The following is a 23655-nucleotide window of genomic DNA, read 5'->3' on the forward strand; positions in this document are numbered from 1 at the left end:
TTGTTCCTCTATCTGGTCAGTTTTCGATCCGGATACAGAGCAGCAGCCTCCGTATTTCCTATTTGTAAATAGATTTCCCTGATTTTCCGGTAGATCTCATCCGACGGAGTTGTTTCCAGTAATTTTTTATACCGGATGATCTCGATGCAATGATTTTTTAACGTCCGGAAATTCATGGCACTTTGATTGTTGGCTATTGCATATTCCATATATTGGACAGCAGTCTCCGGCTTGTCGAGGCGTAGGGCGACTGATATGATTTCTTTTGCATATGGAAATGAGTTATGCAGAGCGAAACTTTTCCGGTAATGCTCCAGTGCCTCTTCATACCGATGCATCACGGTACAAATATCCCCCGCTGACGAATAAAAGGCCGGATCATATTCATTGTCCAGTATGCGTACCCTCATCAGGTCGAGAGCCAGCGGGTAATCTTTTACCGATACGGCATATTTATAGAGGGTTTCCATCGACTTATACCAGTTTTTCTCACGGACATATTGCATCGCCATCTTTTCAACCGGTGTTTCAGCCTGTATCGTATCGTTTCCTGTTTCGAAGAACGGGAACCCTTGTTTCAGGCGGACGCAGGAATATGCTCCGGCCAGTGAGTCGAATTCCAGGACCGGAAAAGTCGACAGGCTTTCTCCGGTAACGACATATTCGTTCATCTTTTTCTCCCGGAAAAATCCGGCTCCGTTCAATTCCCGTAAAAAACATTTTGCGATCAGCCTGTGTCCTTCTATGGTCGGATGCACATGTTCCAACAACAGTTTATAACCGGGGATATGATCAGGAGATTCGGCTTTGAAAGCGGCTTCTGCGTCTACTTTATGTGTATTGTTGAATGTACCGGCTAGCCGGTCGATCGTTTCGTTTATTTCATCCGGTGCCCGGAAACGTAATCCGTCTTTTTGTTTCGCATCGTTGAAATAGCTGTAAGCCTTTTCTTTTTCCCCCAATGCCAGTTTTACCTTCCCCAGAAGGTAGGAACAGTCAGCATAGGCAGGATCCTGGTTGTAAAGGAGGGTCAGGATGGAATCAGCCGTTGTGATCTCTCCTTGACCGACAGAGAGCCGGGCAGCCTGTAACTGTTCCCGGTAAAATGTGGAATCGGTCTTTTCCGACAAGATACTCCTGAAAGGATATTGGTCTTTCAGATTCATCCCTACGGTAGAGCAGAATACCGGAATATTCTCTTCATGGAAAACAGACATAAGGTCCTCCATATTACGTCTGAACTGGTCGATACCCTTGTAAAAAAGCGGACTTTGATATTTTATCAGTTGGTTTTTAACTACATACTTCATCAGATTGTCAGACTCTTTATCGATGCTGCGACTTCTGAATGAATGGGTGATCTGCTCCAATAACTGGACCAGCCGTGTCTGGCGCAAGCGGATGATCATTCGTACGGTTGTCGGATTGTTACCGAACGTATTTGTCGATCCTACACCCAATGCACCGTAATATTCATTGTGTCCTCCGTAGATGAGGATCGCATCCGGTTCGTATTTTGCCAGTTCTTTTCCGAAGTCATAGAATGTGTAGGAGTTGATTGCCGTCAGGGAAAGATTGATGATCTCGATGTTTTTTGAAGGATTATTTTTCTGCAATTCATATTTCAGCATTCGCTGGAAAGAAATATTGTTTGGATAAGGAAAACCGAGGGCGGCAGATTCTCCCAGAACGAACATACGTATGGTGTTGGCATCTTTCTTTTTTTTGAAGAATTCGATATTTCCTGTGGTTGCCTGTGAGGCTGTAAAATAACGCTTACTGATCTCTTTATTCATGTACAGATATTGCCCGTCGGGTGTCGTGAGGAACAAATGATCCAGATCGATCCCGTATCCGCCCCATCGTAATCCTGATTCGGCAAGAAACAGTATCACAAGAGGTAATAACAAGCTGAAAAGTAATCCAAATGTATTTTTATATCTGTTTGTCATGTTTGAGCCGATATGTATTATGAACACAGATGGCATAGATAAAAGTGCCATCTGTGTTCTGTAAGGATAGTATTACGGGATTTTCACTTCTATAACAGTGCTGTAATTGTAATAATTACCGGAGTTTTCTCCTAAAGCACCTGCCCGGAAGTAATAAGTTTTCCCGCTTTGCAGGCCTGTAAATTCAGCTTGTAATGTAGAAGAAGCGATTTGATCGTCCGTCATTTCACTTAGTTGGGCTTCTACTTTGCCCGTATAAGTGTTTTTATCTACATACTGAGTTTTTCCACAGTAAAATTCTACCGCCTTTATCACTCTTTTGCTGGAAGTGTGTTTTACTGTTGCCGTCATTTTAACAGTTGTTCCAGAAGCTGTTGCATTGGCTGAAACACGGAGGAAAGGGGTTACTTTCATCTCCAGCGTCTGGGTACCGCTGATTTCTATTTCTACTTTTTCCGGAGTCTCAAACGGCCCCTCGGCTACGATTTGGTATTTCCCCGGGAAAATAGCATTATTGGTAAACGTCCCGTCTTGTTTCGTATAGAAATCGTTCGGCTGGTTTGCCCAATTCCCGTTATAAAACTCATAGATACGGATACGGGATCCGTTCTGATACTGGCAAGGTACATTCTCATTCGTTTCTGCATCCACCAACGCTCCTGTGAGTGAGGCTGTCGGTTCGTCGTAGTTGTCCAGGCTGCACCCCTGGAAACCGATTAATCCGCAAAGGACTACTGCTAAAAATATTATTTTTCGCATATGTATCTGTTTTGATAATTAAAAACCAGGATTCTGAACTAACAAATCGTTCTTCTCGACTTCTGGTATCGGTTGATAATAGTTTTTATCCAGGAATGTTTTAGGCAACTGCATGGTGTTCGGACCTTTCTCGAATGTATATTTGCGGGTCTTATAATCCATCCAGGGGATCAGGGCGGAGAACATGGTGTTGTTCATCACTTTGGTCGCAGTTCTCCAGCGTACCAGATCCCAGAATCTCAGATTCTCGAAAGCCAGTTCGACCTGGCGTTCGTGACGCACGTCTTCGATCGTGATACCTGACTTCTCTTTGATACCGGCACGTTTCCTCACTTCGTTCAACCGGGGCAATGCCTGACTGCCCTTACCTAGTTCGACTGCCGCTTCAGCATAATTCAACAGCGTTTCCGCATAGCGGAATACCATGAAGTTCGTTTCCGAGCGATCTTGTTCCACCCGGTTGTTCGGATCCATGAATTTCTTAATGTAAAAACCGGTACGGCTACAGTCTCCCTGCATCACCAGGCCATCCTTTCCACTGGTTGTCAGGCTGGGATCTTCCGGGAATTTGTCGGCGAAAGCCGTTGCTTCGACCTTTACACCGTCACTACCGATTATACCGCGTCTGATCTCTAACACGTTGTTTTGCCAGGGACAGTTCGGATATAATACAGAAGCAAAGAAACGGGGATCTTTATCTTTAAAGATATCGTCGGCATTGTCATAGAAAATAGGATTTCCGCTGGCATCTTCTGTTTTCAGAGCACCCGGTGTGCCGTCCGTATATTCGTAGGCTTCCACTAATTCCAGTGTCGGACTGGTATTGGTTCCCCAGTCGATTTTGAACGAAGGAGCTGCCATCGCATAATCGAAATTATGTCCCTTATCCGGAACAGCATATGCTTTTACATAGATCGCTTCCTCGTGTAAGGTCTTATCCAGGAACAGATTCTGATAGTTAGCCGCTTTGTCGTCATTTTTTTCATACAGCGAGTATTGTCCCGACTGAATGATCATTTCGGATGCCGCCATAGACTTTTCGAAGAATGAATTTGCCTTGTCGGCTGGGATACCCACCAGTCCGTTCAGCTGAAGGTTTCCGTATTTGCTGATCGAACCGGCATATAACATTGCGCGTGATTTCAATGCGGCTGCAGCATACTTGGTGGCACGGAACTGATCTGTTGCGGCATAGCTTTCAGGCAGGCCGGCAATTGCCAGGTCACATTCTTCTGCGATGAAGTTCCAGGTCTCTTCCTCTGTGTTTCTGGCTACCTTTAATTCGTCGATGTTTCCTCCGGTATACTCCTGCACTTCTTTGATCAGCGGAACACCGCCGAAACGTTTCACCAGGGAGAAATAGTAGAAAGCACGGATGAAATGTCCTTCTGCGATATAACGGGTTTTCAGATCTTCCGCAATGTTAGCATCCGGAATTTTCTGGAAGAACTCGTTGACTATGCGGATATCTTTGTAAGCGCTTCCCCAAAGGTTGTTATCACTCTGGTCGTTGCTCATAAAGCTGTTGGAGAAGGTCGGTGTATACGGATGTCCCCATGAATAACTACGCATGGATTCGTCCGTATAATGGCCCAGAGTACCCCAGTTGATCAGCCAGCCATGAGGTTCGACAAATACTTTTTCATACATCCCGGCCATATACGCCTGGATGGCGCTTTCACTCGACCAGACATTATCGTCGGATATGACATCCAGCGGTTTCCTGTCCAGAAAATCATTAATGCAGGACGTGAAGGAAAATAATCCGCTAACGGCTAATATTATCAATAATTTTAAACTTTTCATATTCTATTCTTTAAAAAGTAACATTAACACCAACATTCCATATTCTCAATTGCGGATAAAGGATACGGTCGCTGCTCGGAGCTTCCGGGTCACCGAACGGAAGGTTGTCGAAAGTCAGCAGGTTATTGCCCGATACGTATAATCTCAGGTTACTGATACCTGCCTGACTCATCCATTTGCTTGGGAACGTGTAGCCGAATTCCAGATTCTTTACACGCAGGTAATAAGAACTGATCGTGTTGAATGTTGAAGTTCTCTTGTTCGATTCCTTACCGGAGTTATAGGTTGAAGGATATTTTCCGGGAATCCATTCTGAATTCGGATCATAGAGGTCGGCACGGTGCCATCTGTCCATGAAACATTCCAAGGCACTTGAACCGTTGAACAGGGCATATCCCATGATCCCGTCCATACGTGTGCTGTAATTGGTAGCCCCTTGCATCAGGATAGAGAGGTCGAATCCTTTCCAGGAAGCGGAGAGATCCAGTCCGAAATAGATTTCCGGCGTATTGCTGCGGCCGACCGGTTGCAAGTCGTACTCGTTGATAACACCGTCACCGTTGAAGTCTTCAAATTTCAGGTCACCCGGCATAAGCGTCGTATTGCCGGCGCCATCCTGTACGGCCCAGTTGTTGATCTCTTCCTGGTTCTGGAACTGTCCGACATACTTATAACCGAATTCCATATTTTGCCATCTGTCACTCCGGTTGTTTCTCCAGTTGGTATATGAACTGATCGGATCGGCCTGTTCGATATGACGGTCTTTGATACGGGTGAATGACATATTACCTTTGACTGAATAAGTCCAGTCGCCGATTTTATTGGTATGTCCCAACACAAGCTCAAAACCGCGATAGTCGTCACTGTTCAGGTTTTCCTGTGGGAAAGAGGCTCCGAATGTATTCGGAAGAGATCCTGAACGGTAGGCTATCAGACCGTCTCTTTTACGATAGAATACGTCGAAGTTAACTTCCAGCATCCGGTTCCATAAAGAAGCATCGATGCCGACATTGACGATTTTGGAGGTTAGCCAGGTATAATCGAGGTTAGCCAATCCTTTTGTTATTACACTGTTGATCACGTCGCTCCCGAAAATATAATTGGTTCCGCCCGGATAATTATAACCGGTCAGGTATTGGAACGCCTTTACAGTGGCATTACCGTCCCTGTCTAATGCCTGGTCGTCTCCCATAACCCCGTAAGAAGCACGAAGTTTCAGGTTGTCTATGATCGAAGTATTGTTTTTGATGAATGCTTCTTCCGATAAACGCCAACCGGCTGATACGCTGGGAAAGAATCCCCAACGGTTATTTTTGTAAAATTTAGCGGAACCGTCCTCTCTGAAGGCGAACTCAAACAGATATTTGCTCATATAGTCATAGTTGATACGTCCGACAAATGAAACATTAGCCAGTTCACTTTCCACACCGTTATTGGTCTTGTTTTTATCCATACCGGCATTGATCTGGTCGAGTGCGTCGATAGCGAACTGCCGGTAAGCCGATACATAATCATCCAGGTCTTCGCGCTGTTCATACAGGAAGAGGGCTGAGATATTATGTTTGTCCATGAAAGAACGGTTGTAATTCAAAGAAAATTGCAACAGGTTCTGTTCACTTGTATAGTCTTTGCGATACAAGGCAGAGGGAGAGTTCCCGGTAAAGACCTTATTATATTTATCACTTGCCTGATCATGTGAATATAGATAGAATTCTTTTTGAAAATTCTTAGTTTCTTCGACCTTTGTCAGGTAAGAGAACATCACTTTGGCAGACAGACCGGGAATAAAAGGCATGTCATATTTCAACGCGAACGAACCGTTGAAAAGTTTCTTTTTCTCTTTCCGGTATCCGGATACATCCGCATCGGCACGGGCTAATGGGTTTTGAAAATTGGTCAGACCGTAATGAATACCTTCTTCATCGTTCGCATAAGGTGAGAATGTCGGAAGCATACGGGTTATACCGTGAATGATATACGTGTCTTCATCGTACGGTTGCATTTTGTTTTCGACATGTCCTCCCAATTGTACGTCTGCCGTCAGGTGTTTGGCTATTTTAGCCGACACATTGGAGCGGAAATTATAACGGCTGAAACTCAGGTCACCGGTGGAATAAATACCTTCCTGATCCAGATAACCTACAGAAGCGAAGTATTTTACATCTTCGTTTCCTCCGTTAATGTTTATATTATGTTGTGTCTGAGGTGCATTTTTCCGTGTGAGGATATCTTTCCAATTATAGCTTTTATAACCGTCCTGTGTCCCTTCCTGGAATAAGGCCAGTTTTTCAGGGCCATAAATAGGAGAGTTCCCATGATTTATGGCATCTTCGTCCACGAGTTCTGCATACTGGGCTGCATTGACAACATTGGGATAATTCGTAAAGTTTTGGAATCCAACGGAGCCGTTGTAAGTAATCTTAGCTTTGCCGGCCGATCCTTTTTTGGTCGTGATCAATACGACACCGTTACCGGCCTTTACACCATAGATAGCTGCAGCAGCGTCTTTCAGGACGGAGATACTTTCAATTTCATTTGGATCGACCTGGAATCCGGGTTGTTCTATCCCATCGACGAGGATCAGCGGTTTACCAAAGCCGCGGATATCCACGGATGATTCGGACCCCGGCATACCACCGGTGTTCTGAACACGTACACCCGGCAGACGTCCGACCAGTGCATTACTGATATTTGCAACGGGAGCCTGTACGATTTCGTCTGCTCCGATGGCTGTTACAGCACCTGTTACCGTTACTTTCTTTTGTGTACCGTAGCCGACAACGACTACTTCTTCCAGTTTCTGCGTATCTTCCGATAAAGTAGCTGTTATCTGTGACTTACCTGTCACATCCACTTCTTTACTATTGTAACCGATATAGGAAATGACAAGAATTGCTTTTTCGGGAACATTTAAAGAGAATTCACCGTTTATGTCAGTGATGGTTCCATTGGTTGTCCCTTTTACAACCACATTGGCTCCGATAATAGGTTCGCCTGTCTGATCATTGATAATACCCTTTATCTGGCGGGTCGATTGTTGGATTACCGGATTGGTTGGAGCTTGTTTTGCAAGTTGTTCTAAAGTGATGTCGGTAGCAGAAATACCTGAGGTAGTTTGTGCATCTGAAGCCATCATGTGAGTCAGACTGAAAGGTAACAACAATGCGGTCATTTTCACAATTTGCATAGTCTTGTGTGATTGGGAATCCGGGACTATCGATTGTTTATCCATACATTAATAATTATTATAAGGTTATACACTCTGACTTTCATTGAAGGAAAGTCAATTAAATAGCTTATCGGAGGAAGAGAATATCTTCTCTGCGCACTCCTTTATTTTTTTAGCTGCTGTCCATATCCGATCGTGATAAATTAGGATTGTTACAGGAATAAAAAATTGAGTTTCTGTTTGTGTTTTTAATTTGTTAATTTAAACATAACACTCTTTTTGAACGATAATATTTTAGATCCGAAAAGGTAAAATCTTACCCGCCTTATAGTTATCCGTTGCAATCTAATTGCCGGATTGTTTACGTTGGGTTTTACAAGAAGAGTACTGATGTATCTTCGTTCTTGCAGAACTATGGTATTTTAGGGATTAATTATTACAAATATTTTCTTAATGTTAAAAGGGAAGACTCGGATTAGGGGTATTTATGTTAAAAAGGCGCGTTTTTTGCTGTTGTATAACATGTATGTGATTTTTTTATAAAAAAGATACACTTGTGAATAAAAAACGTTACATTTGCACTGTTTAATGTGCATGAGTTCTGCAAGAACAAGGGCTCTGGTTCTTCCGTTTATGGTTTTTCTTACAATATCTTTCTTATTAGGTCAGGTACCTGGTTCCTTCGTCGATTCCGGCTTGTATAGGATAAATAAGAACAAAGCTGTTACCCTGAAAATACTTGTTCAGATATCCGGGGATTCGTGGCATGACGGGGTCGTAAGATAAGCCTTCTTTCCGGCTGAAGATTACCCACATGCTGTCGTTGGCTTTTACATCCCGGAATACGATCAGAAAATCATCCCAGTCACTGAAGTTCACGTATGATATTTCTCCGGCTCTTTTGGCAAATACTTTTTTGATTGCTTTCAGCGTATCCTCCGAGCCATAGAATACAACTTTGGCTCCGGCATTTTGCAATACGTTCCATACCCGGTTCATGATCGCCAGGAAGCCGATCTCTTTTTCGGCCTGGTCAGGCAGGATGATCAGATGGCGTTTGATGGTTGCTAACGGTTGTACGGGCTTGTAGATAAAGGTGGTAACGCTGCTATGCTGTAATACGTTTTCAACGATATTCCCCAGGAATGCAGCCGGAATATCTTTTTCCTTGTGAAGTCCGAGAACCAGGTCGGTTATCTCCCGTTCCTTCACGACACTGGTGATCGCATTGGAAATGCTCAGGTCGTAGCGAAGCAGTCCTTTCAGTCGTGTATCGGTGGCTGCTGCCGTATCGACAGCCGTTTGCAATACCCGTTTGGATGATTTCTGTGTCTTATCGTCCGAGTTCTGGTTGTCGATAACTTTCAGGGCGTACAGGCCGCTGGTATTTGTTTTCGATTTAATGGCAAGGCTGAGGTTGACCAGTTCTTCTACCGTCTCTTCATTGCTGACAGGGATCAGGATATGTTCATCCTTCGTTTCATTCTCTTCCGTTTCTTCTTCGGATTCCTTCATGGCAATATTATGTGCCCCTTTTTGTGCAGAGAAAGAGGCTATTGCACAAGTCACCAGGATCATCAGGATCGTCCCGTTCAGAACACTTTCGTTCAGGAGGCGTATCGGTTCCCCGTTGGCATCCGTTCCCAGGATCACATTGTATCCGACCATGACAGCCGCGAGAGTTGCTGCCGCCTGTGCATTGCTTAATCCGAAAATGACGCTTCGCTGATCGACCGACAGCCGGAATGTCTTTTGCGTCAGCCAGGCAGCGGCGTATTTGGCTGCCGTAGCGACAACGATCATCACTATGCCGACCTTAATCGTCTCGAAACTGGTAAAGAAAGCTCTGTAATCGATCAGCATGCCGACGCTCAGCAGAAAGAACGGAATGAAAATGGCATTCCCGACAAACTCGACACGGTTCATCAGCGGTGAACTTTGCGGTATCAGCCTGTTCAGTGCCAGCCCGGCAAGGAAAGAGCCGATGATCGCTTCCATCCCGGCCAATTGGGCAAGGAATGCTCCGAAAAAGACCATCGACAGCACGAAAATATATTGTGAGATATTATCATGTACCCGTTTGAAGAACCACCGTCCGATAAAAGGAAATACCAGCAGGACTATCAGAGCGAATATAACGATGGAAACCCCTAAACGTATCCAGAAAGCGTCGTCGGCATTCCCTGTTGCCATTCCGACAATAATGGTCAATACCAATAACGCCAGTGTATCCGTGATCATGGTTCCCCCGACAGTAATACTGACCGCGTTATTTTTGCTGATCCCCAGCTTGCTGATAATCGGATAAGCGATCAATGTATGCGAGGCGAACATACTGGCAAGCAATACGGAGGTTTCCATGCTGAAATTGAGGACCCATAGTCCCACCGCCGTCCCCAATATCATGGGGATAAGGAAAGTATACATTCCGAAGACAAGACTTTTTCCGCTATTCTTCTTGAAGTCCCCCATATCTATCTCCAGTCCTGCCAGGAACATGATATAAAGTAAACCGGCCGTACCGGAAAGAATGATGCTGCTGTCACGCAGGACAAGGTTAAAACCGTTAGGCCCGATGATAGCTCCGGCTATGATCAGTCCCAGCAGGTGCGGAACTTTGAGCTTGTTCAACAGGAGCGGAGCCGCCAGGATGATCAACAGTATCAGTAAAAACTTCAATACCGGATCAGCCAGTGGAAGGGTGAAATCTATGTTCGAGAGTAGAATCATATCGACGGAGGTTTAGTTTATTCAATGTTTTTGTTTGACAATTTACATGTCCTGCATTGACAAGCCTTTTATTTCCAATGTGTAATGCGATAATTGTTTTTTTATGGAGGCAACTTTCTCATATAGGCGAGCTATATTGATCTTATTTGGATTTCGCTTAACTTCAGCTATCAATGCCTTCCCTTCAAAACGGTTGAGGGCGATAAGATCGATTTCATTCTCTCCTTTGTTGTCCCAATAATTGCCGATGTCCGTAATATCTTCGCTTTCAGCAATCCTGTCTCTGAAATAGCGTTCCAGGATATACCCGCTGTACTGTTCATAGTTTTTTAAGATGAATTTTTCAAGCATACCGTTTTTCCCCAGTTCAATCATAGACAGGTTTGGGAATATAAAACGAAACCAAAACATCAGATAATTATCATTCAGGCACCAGCGGCTGTTTCTGCTTTCCGGTTTTGAAAACATCGGTTTATTTCTGTTTATCAGGGAATATTCTTTTTCAAGATTAGCTAAATAAGCCCCTGTGTTTTTTCCTATAATCGAATCTACCTCGTTTTGCGCTGTCTTACCTGAAGCTATTAATTGCAAGATGGAAAAATAGGTTGCATATTCACGTCCGAATTCAGAAATAAGCAGATCGCGTCCTTCTGACAGGAACGGAGAATCAGGCCGCACCGTATAGTGAATCATTTTGTTGAATGTGGTAGCACCTGCTTCCATCAGTAAGGCAACATACTTAGCCACCCCTCCTGTTATAAGATAAAAAGCCAGCAGATCTTCGGGCGTATATCCCGGATTGTAATCTTTTAGTATCTCTTTTATCGTAGAAACATTGAATGGTTTTAGTATAATTTTAGATGTCAGGCGTCCGAACAACGGTTCTTTATTGTTTTCAAAAATCTTTTTCATCATGGAATAAATAGATCCGCAAGCTATGAAGTTTACCTTAGCTTCTTCCTTATATCTATCCCATATATTCTGGATATCGCTGAAAATGGAGCTGTTTATATTGTCAAACTCCTGGAATTCATCGATAATCAGTGTGAAATGAGTTTTTGTAGCGTAAATCATCAATTGCTCGAATAAGGTACGGAAGTTGTCCACCCGGCCGAATATATCCAGCTCCAGGCTTTCTTTGATGTCCTGTTGGAACTGTTCGCATAAAAGTACTTCACTTTTGCGGGAAACAAAGAGGTACAGAAACTTCTTTCCCCTTACGCTTTCGAGCAGTAAAGCCGTTTTGCCGATACGGCGGCGGCCAACCATCACTGTAAAACAAGCGCTGTTACGTGATTGCTCATTGATATCCTGTAGTAGCTTTAACTCTTTTTTTCGATCGTAAAATTTCATGCGCGTCTTAATTTAATCCCTGTTAATTTAATGGCTATTACATTAACGGCTGTTACAAAGGTAAAAGAAAGGATGTAGAATAACAAATTTTACGGCGACAAAATGGCAGTATGTCCTTGTGAAACGGTTAAATCTGTATTATTTGAATCGAATAATTCGAATTAAATAATTATATTTGCTGAAAAGAATATGTATATGGCAAAAGTGATTTGGCTTGAATCTGAAATTTCGCGGCGGTTATTTTCGCCGCCGCGAAATTTCAGATTTACAATGACCGAATATACATCGTTTGTTTCCCTCCGCCGATCTGAACCAGCTTGTTGCTGTCTATCAGTTGTTTCAGATCTTTCAGAGCCATGAACCGGCTGTAATGATTTATCTGCACGCAGGTACTACAGTTGATACATTTGTTTTTATTCACCTCTTTCATAATATTCTCCAGCCGTTGTTCCTGTGTGAGTTTTTCTGTTTTCGCCTTTTTCACCAGTTCCAGTCCGGCTTCCCTTACCTGTTCTTTCAGGGAGGTTGCGCAACGGAAACTAACGGTGTCAGCTTCTGCGATGACTTTGGGTTTGTCGTTTTCATCCGTTACTGTCCGGCTTTTCAGCGTGGGGGTGAAATATCCCAGTCCGTCCAGTTCGATACTATTCCCTTCCGCCAGGTGAAACCCCATCCAGTAGTTAAGCGCTTCCAATACCCCTTTTACGTCTGCCGACGAGATCGTACTCGACATCGAGATCATCTTGCACATGTACTTTGTATCGAGCGTACCCTGTGAAATGATCCGTGCATGCGGAATCTCCTTGTCTTCCCTGTCTCCCGGGACCGGTGTTTTGTACCATCCGAATTTTAAACTCATTACTATCTTGTTTTAAATGAATACCAGCCAAAACAAATTTTCATCCCATACACCCATTCATTCAATAATCATTGAACGAAAGGAAATCAATCATCAAACGAAAGAAGCATATATGTGTTTTATTCGTTTGATATATATCAAACGCAAAAACGTACGAATACAAATATAATACGGAATGGAAGGAATTGTACCGGAGATAGCATATATTAATGATATTCTCTCCTATAGAAAGGAATTACTGCGCTATAGAGGTTCATTATATGGAGATTTTATATAAATTGCGGAAAAATAATTCTTAATGCTTGTAAGCGATAAAAGCAAGACACTAGTATCTGTATTAATACCTGTTTATAATTCAGAGAAATTTATAAGGGAGACTGTCGATAGTGTTCTGGGGCAAACTTTGGCGGATTTTGAAATTTTGTTATTGGATGATGGTTCTGCTGATAAAAGTTCTGAGATCATAAAAAGCTATACAGACATTCGTGTAAAATATGTATCATGTACACATGATTTTATTAAAACTCTTAACCATGGAATTTATATAGCCAAAGGAAAATATATTGCTTTATTAGACCATGATGATCTTATGTTGCCCCATAGGCTGAAAGTGCAATATGAATATATGGAAGATAATCCCAATATTGTCGTATGTGGTGGATATATGTATTCTTTTGGAATGTATTCCCGATTAATGAAAGCACCGTTAACTCATTTGGATATTATAAAAACAATGATCATTCATTGTCCCATGATGAATCCAACCGGATTTATCCGGCGAGATGTGCTGATTGAACATAACTTGAGGTATTCGTATGGTTATTCTTTTGCTGCTGATTATAAATTATGGTCGGATATTGCTCAAATAGGAGAAATAGCCAATATTCCAGAAGTATTCACTTTATATAGAACTTATCCGGAACAGACAAGTATTAAGTATTTAGCAGAATCAGAAGAGGCAGCTGGGCGTATAAGATTAGAAATGGTAGAATATTTCATCTCATTAGTAAAAGAGGATAGTAAATATTATCCGGTTTTGATGAATCGCTTTCTGCCTGCTTTGGATGAATTAGGAGAAGAAGGTTTTTTTTCATCGAATACCTTGTTCCCTTTTATGCACGAATTAATATCGGGTTTACTGGAAAGAGGTGATATTGTGTTTAAGTAGTTGATAGATAGTGTGATGAGTGAGTATGATATCAGTCTGTTGGAATTAAGATAATTATATAAAATTGGATTTTATGGAACAGAGTAATGGATTTTTATTAAATCGGATTGTAAATTGCCTATGTTTAATCGTTTTTTCTTTTCTGCTATTCTCTTGTGGAAATAGAAAAGCGTCAGTGGAGGAGACTGCATGTGATAGTGTAGAGGTTCAAGCGGAAATCTCTTATCCTTTTTTAATCGATAAGTCGAATAAAAACGAACGTGAAATTGAGATTAACGATATAGCCAAAGTCTCCTATTTGAAATTAGGGACGGATACGAAGAGCCTTATCCCGCGTAAATGGGGTTTTTCCGGTATTTTCTTAACCGACAAAGATTTGTTTCTCTCTTTTGGAGAAAATATTTACAGATTCGGTTTGGACGGAACTTTCTTGAATAATATAGGAAAACGTGGAGCAGCTCCCTTCGAGTTTACCTTAGGTGGTATTTTCTCCGTAAATGAAGAGACGCAAGAGTTGTTTTTGTTAGATGTGGCGCAGCAAAGAATCTCGGTCTATACTTATGGAGGGAAGTATCTGAGAAGTGTAAAGTGTGAAGAAAGATTTGATCGCTTTTATGTTTTGAACGATTCTCTGGCTGTTTGTTCGACGAATGATATCACGAATGACATTCGGGCTTTTACGATTTCTTTGAGAGATGGAAAAGTTGGCCATGTCTTGTTGGAAAAGAGAGTACTGACGAATACCCAAAACTTGATGGTGAATATCGGAGCCTTTTCTAGGATCAATAAATTAGGAGACCGTATTTATTTATGTGTATCGACAAGTGATACCATATATGCTTATAATACAAAAAATAATATGGTGGATCCTATATACATCCAAAGTCCTTTGAAGACGGATGAGGATAAGGTGAAAACGGTCCCGTATCTGCAATTTGAATCCTCCCGGTTTGCCAGTGTATTGATTAATGATATTCCAATGTCAAATTTTACCTATTGGGTAGATAAAGAATCTGGGGAATGTTCAAGGGTAAAGATCCGTAACCGGGATCTGGATGATTATGTTCTGGCCTGGGGTACGAATCGGGATAATTTGGTATTTGATATTTTGGAAATGCCTGAATTGAAAAAGCGTTTGAAACAGGGCAAATTGTCAGGAGAACTAAAGTCTTTGGTTGAACAATCAGACGAAGAGGATAACCCTATCATTATGTTTGCTGAAATTAAAAACTAATATAACAAAATATGCTAATACCTAAAATTATACACCAAGTCTGGGAGGGTAAAGATGGGCCTCCTCCTAATTTTCTATTAGATGTGTCCCAAACATGGAAAGAACAACATCCTGATTGGATGTATATATTTTGGGATGGAGAGAAAATAAATTCTTTTATGTCCGCACATACCGAATATATGAAAGTCTATGAAGCTTACCGGTATGCTGTCCAGCGTTGGGATATGATTCGTTATTTGATATTGTATGAATATGGGGGAGTTTATGCGGATTTGGATTATGAATGTATAGAACCGTTGGATGGTTTGTTGGAGAATGAGTCTTGTTGTTTGGCATCCGACCCGGAAGAACATGCCCGTATATTCAATAAATCCCATATTGTGACCAACGCTTTTATGGCTGTAGAGGCCAAGCATCCTCTCTTTAAAGTAATATTGGAACATTTATTGTCGGATGATCCGGCTCAGTATGACATGAACGATAAGTTTAATTATGTACTGGAGACGACCGGTCCCTATATGTTGACCCGGGTATATGACAATTACGATTTCAAGGAAAAGGTCAGGTTATTACCAGCTTCTGTCATTTCGCCATTGACGAAAAATGAGGTAGCCCTTTGTATTAAAGGGTATATGTCGGATGAAGAATTGAAACGAAAGTTACAAGATGCTGTGGCAATCCACTATTTTTATGGTTCTTGGTATAGTTAATTATGGACGAAGAGTACAAGATCTTGATGAGTATAGTTGGTTTTGTAGCTTAATTGGGGGGATTTTTTAGAATGTTATTATCCTGAAAAACTATTATCAGTCTATTGATTAGCCATATAGATCAGGTCTTACATGCACTTGGACATAACCAATGTCTTCATGAATGTATTAATTTCTTTTGATCTTTTGAAAATAAAGTTCTATATTGCATTCTGTAAAACAGTTGTGTATGGCAAATAGACTTAAGCTAATACTAAATCTTCTGCTGCTGTTCTGTTTGGTAGCTTGTAGCAGAAATACAAATATCTCCCCTTTATTGAAAGAGGCAGAGGGATATATGAATGAAAGACCCGATAGTGCCTTATTACTTTTAGATAGTATAACACATCGGGAAGATATGTCAAAGGAGCAAAATGCTCTTTGGTGTTTGTTGTATACGCAAGCACAGGACAAGAATCGAATAGAACATACAGCCGATTCATTGATACAGATAGCCGTTAACTATTATGAAAAAACGGATCGGGAAGATCGGAAGATGCTGGCGTACTATTATTGTGGAAATGTATTCTATGATTTGAATGATGCCCTCCAAGCACAAGATTATTATTTGAAAGCGTATAAGGTTGGGAAAAATTTGGATGAACCTTATTGGTTGGGACGATTATGTGCCAATTTGGGTACGTTGTATATTTATCAGGAGCTCTATCAACCTGCCTTGGATTTTCAGAAAGAGGCTGCCGGTTATTTTCTACAGGATGAAGATACAGTCAGTTTATCTATGGCTCTTCGAAATATAGCTCGTATTTATGTGTGCGAGAATCAGTTGAATAGCGCGATCACTTATTATTCGAAAGCTTTGCCATATACTTCCGGTTCTCATGCACTTTATATATCCAATGAATTAGCAGATGCGTATGGTCGGGTTGGAGAGTACGGGAAAGGGGTATTTTATGCAAGGCAAGCTTCTGCATTGACACAAACAACCGATGATTCATGTTTGGTAAGTTTGACTTTAGGTGATCTGTTTCTTAAGCAAGGAATAATAGATTCGGCTTACCATTATTTGTCTTTTTGTCGTAGAAGTACAAATGTATATACGTTGAAAGATACATATCATTCACTCTCACAGTTGGAAAAATATAGGGGGAATTTGCAGACTTGCTTGTTCTTTCTGGAGCAATACGAAACTTTACGTGATTCGGTTGAAAAACAAACATATAAGGAGTCTTTGAGCCGACTGCAAAATATGTATGATTATCAGCATGTGGAAAAAGAAAAAGAGTCTTATAGGCAGGAAGCCGATCGCAAAACCAATTACTTGTATAGATTTTTGGGAATAACCTTTTTCTTTTTGTTGTTGGTGGTTTGTATTGTTTTTTATTTGTTTAAAGAAAAGAAGAAAAAAGAAGAACAGTTAAATCAGTCGTTGCGTCTTCAAGAGCAAAAATACAGGGATAGTCAGCAATATCTGGCTGAACGGAATGCAACAATAGCTGAATTGAGCCGAAAAGCGGAAGTTGCAGATGATTTGAAAATGCAGTTGGATATGATGTTGGAAGTTGTCAATAAGAAAATTGCAGGAGATACTTCCGGTTCGATAGGCTGTACTCAAACATTTTTTACATCCGACATCTATGAGGGGATCTGTAAGGAATGGAAAAAATTGGATTGCGAACAATGGCTTGAGATTGTTAAATGGATCGATCACGTGTTGTACCCTAATTTTACTTATAAAATAAAAATGGTGTATCCTAGTATTTCTGAGGTGGAGTTACAAGTTTGTTGTTTGACCAAATTGGACATTCCAGTGAGTCGTATAGCCGTTTTATTGTCTATGACCAGTCAAGCCGTCTCCCTTAATCGGAAACGACTGTATAAAAAATTAACTCAGCAAGAAGGAACAGCAAAGGATTTTGATAAGTGTATTTCCTCTTTGTGATTTGTGTATGTGGCTGATTATTAGGTGTGCTTTTGTTTGTTACATTCTCGTTACGTAAAAGCTTTGGTTGTTTGTGGTGTTGTTTTTACTTTTGACGGAAAACAATAAATTTTATCACCATGAAAAACTATCTGTTTTTTGTTTTAGTTATTTTAATGACGGGAATGTTCCCGCAAGTAGCATTAAGCGACAGTGTGCATGTAAAAGGAAGATGGGGGGATGATAGAATCCGAACAATTTTTCCCAAAGTACCAGAGGTATCCATAGACGAATCTGTTTTATCTATATATAGTGCAGATTCTTTATCTGATTTAACGATTACAGTGGTAGACGCCGAGGGGAAAGTTATCCTTGAAGAATGCATAACCATCTCTTCCGGAGAAACCGTTCATTTTACGTTGAGTGAGATAACCGGAACGTATCAGGTTCGTTTAAATCATGAATACGGTTATTTGGTGGGAGATTTTGCTATGTAGTGGAACACATTAGAGAATATGCCACAAAATGCATCCAATCTGAAGCCGACTTTTATCATTATGATGCAGGGACGTTTGGGAAACCTAATGTTTGACTATGCGTTATTGTTGAGTATGCGATCAAAGTATCCGGAGCATGAAGGGTTCTTGTATAGGGACAAAGATGCTCCGGGTAAAACGGGTTATTTTTACGAATTGGAGAATATTTTTAATATCCCTGCCTCTGATTTTGCATCGGAAGAGTTAATGACTCATATAAAATCTTTGCCTCCATCTTTGATACAGTATGTGTGGGAGAAAGATTTTGCATGTAGACCTTCTATTTCATTAGATGGTTTTTTAGTTACGATTTGTATAGGATATTGGCAGACTGAAACTTCTTTTGATAATGTTAAACCTAAAGTTCGAAAAGCATTTTCCTTTAACAGCAATCTGTTAAACGGGCCAACCAGGCAGTTAGCAGAAAAATTGAAATTGCAGAAAGCTATTGCTCTTCATGTCCGGCGTGGTGATTATCTGGACTCATCTCATGCAGATATGTTTATCAATATTTGTACGGTCGATTATTATAGGGAGGCTTTAATTATGATCCGCAACCATGCAGGTAATAATTTACCTCTTTATTGTTTTAGTGATGATCCTGATTGGGTGAAATCGAATTTGCATTTGGAGAATTGCGTTGTTGTCGACTGGAATCACGGAGACGATAGTTGGCAAGATATGTATTTAATGTCTTTGTGCCGTCATAATATTATAGCCAATAGTACATTTAGCTGGTGGGGGGCTTGGTTAAATGGGAGTAGAGATAAAATAGTTATAGCACCTTATCGCTGTTTTAATACAATGCTCACTCCGGAAATCCATCCGGATGAATGGATTACCATATATCCGAAAGGCTATGTAAAGAATGATTTTGTTTCGAGTTTGGAGAAAAATAAGATATCGATAGAGCAAAACGGACTTTTTTATGGGAAAATGGGGGTTGTTGTTTTCTTGTTCCATTATGCATTTATTCGTCAGGATGGATTTTATGAAAATATAGCAATAAACCTGATCTCGGAGATTTTTTCTCAGGTGAATTTACAGACATCTATAGACTATGCGAATGGATTATCCGGTATAGGTAACGCTATAGAATATTTGTATCAAAATGACTTCATTAGTGGAGACATCAATGAGATACTCTGTGATTTTGATTTATTGTTTGATGATATTCTGGCGCAGGAACATAATGGGGTTGATTGGGAAAGTAATCTTTTAGGGTTGGTACGTTATTATCGGTTTCGCTTATCGGGAAAATATATTGATCCGAAAAATGAACGGACAAAAAAGAATAAATTGAATTTGTTTTATTTGCTGAATTTGTTGAAAAATAAGCGGCTGGCCTCTTTGCTTAATAATGAAGATATTATATCTGAATTATATGAATTATCATTTCTGAAGCTATATCCCCTGCAAGTAAATAAATTATTGGGTTATTACTTATTCTTTTCAGAATATGCGGGAGATGCTTTGATGCAAAAGGCTGCTAAGATCAATCAGGAACGATACTCTGCAATAAAATTAGGAGAAACACCAGGCTTGATGGGAATGGCAGGGAAGGAACTTATGAGGTTGTCGCCTGAGTCAAAAGTTAGTTGGATAAAACTTTTATAATAATGTAAACTTATAAATACCATGATCGATATATCCGTCATAATGCCTGTCTTTAACGAAGAGAAATATCTTCATGAAGCAATTGATAGTATACTGCATCAGACCTTTGGTCGTTTTGAGTTTATTATTATAGATGATGCCTCTACTGATAATTCATTGGCTATTATTCAATCTTATGCAGATGAACGTATTGTTCTGATTTGTAATGAGTATAATATGGGAAACTATCCTTCCCGTAATAAAGGATTGGAAATCGCTGTTGGGAAATATATTTGTGTCATGGATGCAGATGATGTAGCTTATCTCCAAAGGTTTGAACTCCAATATAAGTATCTGGAAACTCATCCGGATATTTTGGGAATAGGAACAAATTTTGTTTTCTCGAAGCCGGAAATGAAAAGGCCTTTACCTTCTTCACATGAACAATTGATGATCGATTTGCTTCAGAATAATACTTTTTTGCACTCTTCATTGATGATAAGGACTAATGTGATGAGAAAGTGTGACGGATATGATGAAAAATATGTCTATTCTTCAGATTATGATCTTATGTCACGGCTGGCATTATCGGGGAAGGTAGAAAATTTGCCGGATATATTGATGATGTGCCGTTGGCATGCGTCTCAGATTTCCCAGTTGCATAGAGATGAACAGAAAGCATATGCGTATGATGTACGCCGTAAATATCAGATTGAGTTTATAAACCGATATAAGAACACTAATCAGCAAATGCCGGACGAGTGGACTGTCGGTATTCCGGAGATTGGGCGAATTATAGCATTGTATACTTATGCGAGTCATACCGGAGATGTAATTTACGAAAAACAAGCCGATGAGTTATTAGAGCAATTATTGGAAAATGATGTGGAAATCGTTCCATCTTTAGGGCAGGAATGTAGTTATTGTAGCTTGGGATGTGGTCTTATATATATTTTGCGTAACAAATTTGCTAAAGGTGAAGAAAATGAGATATTGACGGAATTGGATACGCGTTTGTCAACTCTTAGTATAAATTGGAATGAAGAACAAAAAGATTCTTTGTATGGTTGGATACATTATTTGACACTTCGGGTAGATGTTCAGGAAGAGAGTACGGTCACTCTGGTTAATAAACAAAACTTAATCCAGTTTCTGGATCGTCTGGAAGAGATTGAAATAATAGATGACAGTTTATTGAAAGATCTTCGGAGAATAGATGCTCTGGGTATCTTTCCGGAGAGGACAAAATGCTTATTGGGGGAGAAAGAAATTACCTGTATAAACTGTAATGAAATAGATGAATCGTTAGATGATATTGTTACGTTCGTAATTCCGGTCCGCATCGATTCTTCCGAACGGAAGGAAAACCTTGATGTGGTTTTAGATCAGTTATCAAAACGTAAGCAGAGTAAAATAATAGTACTGGAAGCCGATAAGGATTCCAAATATAAAGTGCCTGGAAATTACCCGAATGTGACATATCGCTTTGTGAAAGATGATAACCCCATTTTTTACCGGACGAAATACCTGAATGAATTATTGCGTGAAGCTGATACAACGATTGTCGGTATATGGGATACTGATGTAATAGTACCGGATGATCAAATAGATTCTTCTATAGCCGATATTCGGAATAGGAAAGCGGTGATGAGTTTCCCTTATGACGGACGTTTCAATTTATGTTCAATGGAGGACAGTTTTGTTTTTCGCGACAACCGTTTGATCGAATTTCTGAAAGGAAAAGAGCATTCTGATTGTTTTATTCATTCTGTTGGTGGTGCTTTTCTTGTACATAAAGATAATTACCTGGAGGCAGGAGGGGAAAATGAACATTTTTATGGTTGGGGAATGGAGGATCTGGAACGTGTAAAGCGGATGGAGATATTAGGATTGCCGGTTTCGCGTGTAACTGGAGCTTTATATCATTTGTTTCATTATCGCTATGAAAATTCACGTTTTTATAGTTCAAGACTAGAAAAAGAGAGCCGTGAAGAATTTCTCAAAGTCTGTGGCATGTATAAAGATCAATTGAAACATTATATACAAACATGGAAAGATGTAGCTCTGAAATATGAAAATAGAGTTTATCTGCCATCGGATATGCATGCCAGGACTCCTTTTCTGGCTAATTATTTTTGCTTGATGGAAAGCTATCATATGGCTTTTGTGATAATAGCGAAAAATGCATCGTCACATTTGAGAAATGTACTTGCATCATCTCTTTATGGTTTTTATCCTAATCAGGGTGGCGCTCATAGCCTGGTTGGCTATGAAGATGCGAGTCCCTATTTATGTCCGGTTTCAAAGATGCAGGAAAAAGAGGAAGAGTCTGGTAAAATGATAAAATTTGCTGTTTGGAGAGATCCTGTTGAACGATTGGTCTCTTGCTACAAACACTTTTGTCTCGAGAAAGCGAATCGTTTTTATTTTCGGTATTTGGCTCTGTATGAAGATAATTCATTTGATCGTTTTATGGAGTTTGTCCGGTTTGAACTGGGTAAAAGTAATCCTGTTTATCAGGACGAACATATCCGTAGGCAATCGGATTACTATCGTCTGGAAGATGTGGATTATATCGTTCCGATCCATAAATTGAATCAGTTTCTGGAAGAACTGGGTGTGCCTGTTTTGAAAAAATCTGCGAATGAAACTTCTGTGGAGTTTCAATTAACAGATCAGAATCGTATAGAGGAAATAAAAGAATTGTATAAAACTGATTACGAAATAAAGTTAACGTATTAGTTTGATTACATGTATTTCCTAATAGTAAATAATCAAAATGTATATAAATGGAATGTGAGAAAAATATAAATGCTTATGATTGATGAAATAGAAATGTTGGATGAAGCCTGTTTTGAAGGAAATCTTTATTCTGTTCCAGTTAGTTATCACGCTTATTTACAGCGTTGTTATGGAGATTATATAGAGTCGCCTCCTGAGAAGGAACGAAAATATCCATTAGTTGATATTTTTATTCCATGTAATCATCAAGAAAGTCAGCGATGGAAAGAAATAAGCGATTAATAATAATGAATAATATATGACAATGAATATACTCGATTTTAAAGAGGATTTCTTTATTTACTCCAATAAAGGAAATCTATCAAAAGCTTCTTATGAGGATTTATTAGTAGTGGAATGTGATAAGCCATTTATCTGTTTTTATTTGAAAGAGAGAAAATTCCTTGTGCAATGTTCTTTAGAATCTGTTGCTAAATCATTAAAAGAATATTTTATTCAGGTAAATAGGCAAGTGATTGTAAACATGAAGCATGTTGATCGTATTATTTATCAACAGACATCATATTGGGTTATGATGAAGAATGGTGTTCAATATAAGATAAGCGAACGGCGAGAGAAGATAGTTCGTGATGCTTTTCGTTTGTAGACCTAATATGGGCAAAAATGGTGGTAGATAATTTGTATCTCTGAAATAAATAACCATTTATGTATCTAATTCCCTTGAAATATCCTCAAGGATAGTGCGCTCAGGATGATAAATCATGCGTTTAGGAGTTAAGATTGAAATTAATTTGATAAATCAAAGGTGAATGATTACTATTGTAATTAATATAAACTTAAATTTAAAAGATATGAAGAAATTAGGTAAAATCAAATTGAATCAATTCAGTAAAGATGAATTAGAACGGCGTAAAATGAATGCGTTAAAAGGGGGATGTGGATGCATTGGCAGATGCGGATGTGTTGGAGATATAGATGCTTGTCAAAAGGGGCAGGACGAAGTTGCTTCAAGGAACGAACATTATTAATTGTTTTATTTGGATTTACCTGCAATCAATTAAATCATTTGTTGCAGGTAAAATCTCCATTTATGATGCATTAATACTATTATTTATTATTATTT

Annotated in this window: 17 protein-coding genes; 10 read left to right on the top strand and 7 right to left on the bottom strand. The window is 40.0% G+C overall.

Annotated elements, in window-relative coordinates; all coding sequences use genetic code 11:
- Window positions 1–8 precede the first annotated feature (8 nt).
- From DWW23_RS15770 to DWW23_RS15800, 7 genes are all read right to left on the bottom strand, one after another.
- On the bottom strand, window positions 9–1952 hold the full coding sequence (locus tag DWW23_RS15770) for an SGNH/GDSL hydrolase family protein (protein ID WP_147382619.1): 1944 nt from the start codon (window positions 1950–1952) through the stop codon (window positions 9–11).
- A gap of 72 nt (window positions 1953–2024) precedes the next feature.
- A complete protein-coding gene (locus DWW23_RS15775; RefSeq protein WP_122354235.1) occupies window positions 2025–2711 on the bottom strand; it encodes a DUF3823 domain-containing protein in 687 nt (228 codons plus the stop codon).
- Between the two features lie 18 nt (window positions 2712–2729).
- Entirely contained in the window at window positions 2730–4517 is a 1788-nt protein-coding gene (locus DWW23_RS15780; protein ID WP_122354236.1) for a RagB/SusD family nutrient uptake outer membrane protein, read from the bottom strand.
- 10 nt (window positions 4518–4527) lie between these two features.
- On the bottom strand, window positions 4528–7704 hold the full coding sequence (locus DWW23_RS15785; protein WP_233564357.1) for a TonB-dependent receptor: 3177 nt from the start codon (window positions 7702–7704) through the stop codon (window positions 4528–4530).
- A 642-nt stretch (window positions 7705–8346) separates the two neighbouring features.
- Window positions 8347–10416 (bottom strand): cation:proton antiporter, encoded by a 2070-nt coding sequence (locus DWW23_RS15790; protein ID WP_122354237.1) that lies wholly within the window; start codon window positions 10414–10416, stop codon window positions 8347–8349.
- 42 nt (window positions 10417–10458) lie between these two features.
- The gene (locus tag DWW23_RS15795) at window positions 10459–11769 is read right to left on the bottom strand and encodes an ATP-binding protein (RefSeq protein ID WP_122354238.1); all 1311 of its coding nucleotides are present in this window, start codon (window positions 11767–11769) and stop codon (window positions 10459–10461) included.
- Window positions 11770–12034: 265 nt separating this feature from the next.
- Window positions 12035–12628 (bottom strand): HU family DNA-binding protein, encoded by a 594-nt coding sequence (locus DWW23_RS15800; RefSeq protein ID WP_122354239.1) that lies wholly within the window; start codon window positions 12626–12628, stop codon window positions 12035–12037.
- Between the two features lie 298 nt (window positions 12629–12926).
- Between DWW23_RS15800 and DWW23_RS15805 the strand changes: the two genes are divergently transcribed.
- From DWW23_RS15805 to DWW23_RS15850, 10 genes are all read left to right on the top strand, one after another.
- Complete coding sequence (locus DWW23_RS15805; RefSeq protein ID WP_122354240.1) at window positions 12927–13796, top strand: glycosyltransferase family 2 protein; 870 nt, start codon at window positions 12927–12929, stop codon at window positions 13794–13796.
- Between the two features lie 73 nt (window positions 13797–13869).
- Complete coding sequence (locus DWW23_RS15810) at window positions 13870–15030, top strand: 6-bladed beta-propeller (RefSeq protein ID WP_122354241.1); 1161 nt, start codon at window positions 13870–13872, stop codon at window positions 15028–15030.
- Window positions 15031–15041: 11 nt separating this feature from the next.
- On the top strand, window positions 15042–15740 hold the full coding sequence (locus DWW23_RS15815) for a glycosyltransferase family 32 protein (protein WP_122354242.1): 699 nt from the start codon (window positions 15042–15044) through the stop codon (window positions 15738–15740).
- A 205-nt stretch (window positions 15741–15945) separates the two neighbouring features.
- Complete coding sequence (locus tag DWW23_RS15820; RefSeq protein WP_233564358.1) at window positions 15946–17679, top strand: tetratricopeptide repeat protein; 1734 nt, start codon at window positions 15946–15948, stop codon at window positions 17677–17679.
- A 119-nt stretch (window positions 17680–17798) separates the two neighbouring features.
- Complete coding sequence (locus DWW23_RS15825; protein WP_122354244.1) at window positions 17799–18155, top strand: DUF3244 domain-containing protein; 357 nt, start codon at window positions 17799–17801, stop codon at window positions 18153–18155.
- Between the two features lie 18 nt (window positions 18156–18173).
- Window positions 18174–19811, top strand: coding sequence for an alpha-1,2-fucosyltransferase (locus tag DWW23_RS15830; RefSeq protein WP_122354245.1), 1638 nt, complete (start codon window positions 18174–18176; stop codon window positions 19809–19811).
- A gap of 21 nt (window positions 19812–19832) precedes the next feature.
- Window positions 19833–22532: a glycosyltransferase gene (locus DWW23_RS15835; protein WP_233564359.1), complete on the top strand. Its 2700-nt coding sequence runs from the start codon at window positions 19833–19835 to the stop codon at window positions 22530–22532.
- A gap of 75 nt (window positions 22533–22607) precedes the next feature.
- Entirely contained in the window at window positions 22608–22814 is a 207-nt protein-coding gene (locus tag DWW23_RS15840; RefSeq protein WP_147382621.1) for a hypothetical protein, read from the top strand.
- A gap of 22 nt (window positions 22815–22836) precedes the next feature.
- On the top strand, window positions 22837–23178 hold the full coding sequence (locus tag DWW23_RS15845) for a LytTR family DNA-binding domain-containing protein (RefSeq protein WP_158583199.1): 342 nt from the start codon (window positions 22837–22839) through the stop codon (window positions 23176–23178).
- A gap of 163 nt (window positions 23179–23341) precedes the next feature.
- Window positions 23342–23560 (top strand): TIGR04149 family rSAM-modified RiPP, encoded by a 219-nt coding sequence (locus DWW23_RS15850; protein ID WP_233564360.1) that lies wholly within the window; start codon window positions 23342–23344, stop codon window positions 23558–23560.
- The last annotated feature ends 95 nt before the right edge of the window (window positions 23561–23655 follow it).

Source organism: Parabacteroides sp. AF14-59 (genome assembly GCF_003479515.1).
Classification (GTDB): domain Bacteria; phylum Bacteroidota; class Bacteroidia; order Bacteroidales; family Tannerellaceae; genus Parabacteroides; species Parabacteroides faecis.